The 4,286-nt window shown below is 43.3% G+C and carries 4 protein-coding genes; all 4 read right to left on the bottom strand.

The genetic code is table 11. The features are described 5' to 3' along the window. Positions 1-8 precede the first annotated feature (8 nt). Complete coding sequence (locus tag JWQ85_RS15580; RefSeq protein ID WP_299469591.1) at positions 9-908, bottom strand: helix-turn-helix domain-containing protein; 900 nt, start codon at positions 906-908, stop codon at positions 9-11. Between the two features lie 115 nt (positions 909-1,023). Next, positions 1,024-1,215 (bottom strand): hypothetical protein, encoded by a 192-nt coding sequence (locus JWQ85_RS15575; RefSeq protein ID WP_299469589.1) that lies wholly within the window; start codon positions 1,213-1,215, stop codon positions 1,024-1,026. A gap of 1 nt (position 1,216) precedes the next feature. Beyond that, positions 1,217-3,163 carry a 1,4-alpha-glucan branching protein GlgB gene (gene glgB / locus JWQ85_RS15570; RefSeq protein ID WP_299469593.1) on the bottom strand — a complete coding sequence of 649 codons (1,947 nt, stop codon included), beginning with the start codon at positions 3,161-3,163 and terminating at the stop codon, positions 1,217-1,219. Positions 3,164-3,657: 494 nt separating this feature from the next. Then, positions 3,658-4,286: DUF5110 domain-containing protein (locus JWQ85_RS15565; RefSeq protein WP_299469587.1), on the bottom strand; the 629-nt coding region annotated here is incomplete at its 5' end.

Raw genomic sequence — 4,286 nt, 5'->3', positions numbered from 1 at the left:
GCAGGGCATTAACTGTACATTTCACGGATTTGCTGTCGAAATGCTATTGGAGTACTCTCGGTGACACGTTTAAAGAAGCGGTTAAAGTAAGCCGCATCCTCAAAGCCCAGTTCATCGGCTATTTGTTTAACAGATAGGTCGGTGTGTAATAGCTTACGTTTTGCCTCTACCACCAAACGGTTATGTATATGGTTGATGGCCGTTTTGCCGCTTTGCTGTTTCACCACATCGTTCAGGTAACCCGGTGTAATATTTAACAGATTGGCATAAGCGGCAACATCATGCAGTTGAGCATGATGCTCTCCTATTAACTCCTGAAAACTTCTTAGCAAGCAATAATTTTTGGTAATACAGCTTTCGCCATATTGCTCGGTATACAACCGGCTCAGATAGATCACCAATATCCGCAGCCACGAGGTAAGCATTTGATTTTGCCAGGTGCCTCCGGCGTTAAACTCGTGCGTCATCTTACGCATAACATCCTCTATATAAACCATATCCGCATCACTCAACACCAATTCATGTGCACCTGCGGGGTTTAATATAACAGGCAAGCGGCGCAGCATGCGGTTTTCTTCCAGGGACAAAAATTCTTCGGTAAAACCGGCTACATAACCCTTTACGGGAGTGCTTTCTTCTTTTAGATGCACCTGCTGTGGCACGGTAAAGTAAAAATGCCCGGGCCTTACAGTATAGGGCACAAAATCAATCCAATGACGACTATCACCCTGTTCGATAAATGCAAAAAAGTAATAGTCCTTACGATGAGGGAGCAGAAATGCATCTTCGATAATTACGTCGATGCCGTTAGCTTCGTGCACCTCTATCATAGCGGGTTTACCACCCTTTAATGCTACTAATGGGTAGCTGGGTATCGTTGTTTTTTCGGGCGCTGTTAAAACGGACATGATGCAAAGGTATTAAATCTATTCTCTCTCCTATTGTCGGTGTCCCCACCGACAATTTTACAGCATGCATACTTAATTAGTGGCGGTGAGGACACCGCCACCCGGTTTATAGCTTCTACATCAACTCGCTATCATTCTTAACATGCCATGTTTTATAAGCCATATAATATAGCAATAGGGTTGGTACCACGTAGAAGAATGCGCCGCTGCTGTTAACTTCGGGATAAGCAGCTATGATACTGTATACCAGCAATGCCAGGGCAACCGTGCCACCTACCAGGTATAAATAAAAAAACTTACCGCTCATATTATTTACTACTTTTTGTTTTTTTTGTTTCGGCTTTGCCGGATACTTTTTTGAATATGGCCGCGCCTAATGGCGACGCAACAATACTTAACGAATTATCTTTTCCGTGCCAGCTGGTTTCTTCAGTTGAAATAGGATCAAAATTGATTAATCCACTACCCCAGAATTTCTCGCTGTCCGAGTTAAATATTTCCTGCCATTGGCCTGCTGATGGTACACCAATACGATAATTATGATGCGTTACAGGTGTCATATTCAATACAATAACCAGGTCGTTTTCCCTGTCAATACCTTTACGGGTATAAACAATTACAGAGTCGTCCATATTACTGGCATCTATCCATTCAAAGCCAGTCCAGTCAAAGGCTTTCTCATACAGGGCAGGTTCAGATCTGTATAACTTATTAATTGCTTTAACGGTCTCTTTTATCCCATTGTGGCTATCATATTGCAACAAGTGCCAGTCTAACGATTTCTGGAAATCCCATTCGCCGCTTTGGCCAAATTCGCTGCCCATAAACAATAGTTTTGTACCCGGATGGGTGAACATAAAACTATATAACAAACGCAGGTTAGCAAACTTTTGCCAATCATCGCCGGGCATTTTGCCTAACATAGAGCCTTTGCCATAAACTACCTCATCGTGCGAGAAAGGCAGCATAAAGTTTTCGGTAAAGGCATACACCATGCTAAAGGTTAACTCGTTTTGGTGATACTTACGATGGATAGGGTCATGCGCGAAATAATCGAGTGTATCGTGCATCCAGCCCATCATCCATTTCATACCAAAGCCCAGGCCGCCTGTATAAACCGGCCTGCTCACACCAGTAAACGATGTAGATTCCTCCGCTATGGTTTGCACATCGGGGAAATTACTGTAAACCGTAGCGTTAAATTCTTTCAGGAAGGATATGGCTTCCAGGTTCTCGTTACCGCCAAAAACGTTTGGTTCCCATTCGCCGTGGTTACGTGAATAATCCAGGTAAAGCATAGATGCCACGGCATCCACACGTAAACCATCTATGTGAAATCTTTCTAACCAAAACAAGGCGTTACTTATTAAAAACGCGCGCACCTCATTACGATCGTAGTTAAATATGTACGATTTCCAATCGGGATGAAAGCCTTTGCGAACATCGGCATGCTCATAAAGGTGTGTACCATCAAAATTGTAAAGCCCGTGTGCGTCACCCGGGAAATGCGAAGGCACCCAATCCAGTATTACCCCTATCCCCTCTTTGTGGAATTGCTCTATCAGATACATAAGGTCCTGCGGCGTACCATAGCGGCACGATGCCGCGAAGAAACCGGTTATCTGATAACCCCAGCTTGGATAATAAGGGTGTTCCATCAGCGGCATAAACTCTACGTGCGTAAAGCCCATTTCTTTTACATATGGCACCAATGTATCTGCCAGTTGCCTGTAGCTCAAAAACTCTTCCGGGCTTTCGGGACTGCGTGCCCATGAACCCAAATGCATTTCGTAAACCGAGTAAGGTTTATCTAAAGCGTTATGCTGATGGCGGTCGGCCATCCATTGTTTATCATCCCACTCGTAAAAAGTATCGGCAACTATAGATGCTGTACGCGGGGGCAATTCCCAACGCAAGGCAAAAGGGTCGCTTTTCTCCAGGTCTTCGCCGGTAGATGCTTTTATAAAATATTTATAGGTTTCGCCAACGCCGATATTCGGGATAAAACCTTCCCAGATACCAGAGGCATCCCAACGGTAATTTAACGAATGCGAACCACGGTTCCAGCCATTAAAGTTACCTATCACCGCTACATACTGTGCGTTTGGCGCCCAAACAGCAAAATAGGTGCCCACTACGCCCTTATGCTCCACCACGTGCGAACCCAGCTTTTCGTACAGCTTAAAGTGTTTGCCAGATTTAAACAGATCGATGTCAAAATCGGTAAAACGGCTATATGCCTCAACCGCTTTCATCTCGTTATTCGCTATAATTTCAAGTGGTTTTGATTTTTTTGTAGCGGCAGCAGTTGTTTTGGCAGCAACAGGCTTTTTCTCTGCAACCTTTTTAGGTGCAGCTTTTTTAGAAACCGATACCTCTTCAGATTCCGGCCAGGTTTCTGTTGCGGCTTTTGGCTTAGTTTCTTTTTTCGCCTTTACGGGTTTTGATTCCGGTAGTGCTGTATCGGGTTTTAAAGTTTTCTTTGCCATAGTAAGCAGCCGTTGGTACGTGTAGGTTAAATTGGTTTCAGGATATTAATCCCTGATGTATCAAATATATAATTATTGAACATACAATAGCAGCAGATGTTTATTAATAAAAAGAAAAGAAGGGAATATTTAAGTTTTAACCACAGGGCACACAAAAAAACCACAAAGTACACAGAGTTTTTATTGAGGACAGGAAAATTTCCGTGCCCTCTGTGTAAAAACTCTGTGCCTTCTGTGGTTAACAGAATAGGCTATTGCGCCTATTTAAATATTTCTATCTGTTTAAAATTCTTGCTGAACTTAAACTCGTAGGTTTTGTCGGAGTTAGAACTAATAGATGCTATCTCTTTGCCATCTGCAACAATTTTTGATGGCTTAAACGGTAGTCCATTTAGTTTTATATGATACCCTTCGTAACGTGGGGTGTATAAACCCTCCATACTTTGCTGTATGGTTAGCTTATCGGCTGTGCCTTTTACCACAAATTTTTTCTCCAGGTAAATATCCTGCTCATAAGCAAAAGTTTCGCCGTAATCTTCAAACAGGAACGAGTTTACTTCGTAATCGCTGTAGTAGATATTCAGTTTCACCTCTTCAATTTCCTTCTCGCCAGTGTATTGCATTACAGGGTATTCCGGAATAACCGAACCTGCTTTTACAAATATCGGCATAATGTCAAGCGGGGTTGGTACCACAACTTCTTTACCGCCGTCTACCATTTCCAGGCTCCAGAAATTGTACCATTTACCTTTTGGCAGGTATACGCTCCGGCTTTTTTGACCCGGCTCCAGCACAGGGCAGATCAGTATTTTATCGCCGTAGGTAAATTCATCCTGGCGGAAATGGTTTGAGATCTCTTCCTGCTCGTGCATTACAACCGGCCTCAGAA

The sequence above is a fragment of the Mucilaginibacter sp. genome, assembly GCF_028288105.1.
Taxonomy (GTDB): Bacteria; Bacteroidota; Bacteroidia; order Sphingobacteriales; family Sphingobacteriaceae; genus Mucilaginibacter.
The sequence above is the reverse complement of the archived record's forward strand: the minus strand, read 5'-3'. Positions and strand labels throughout refer to the sequence as shown.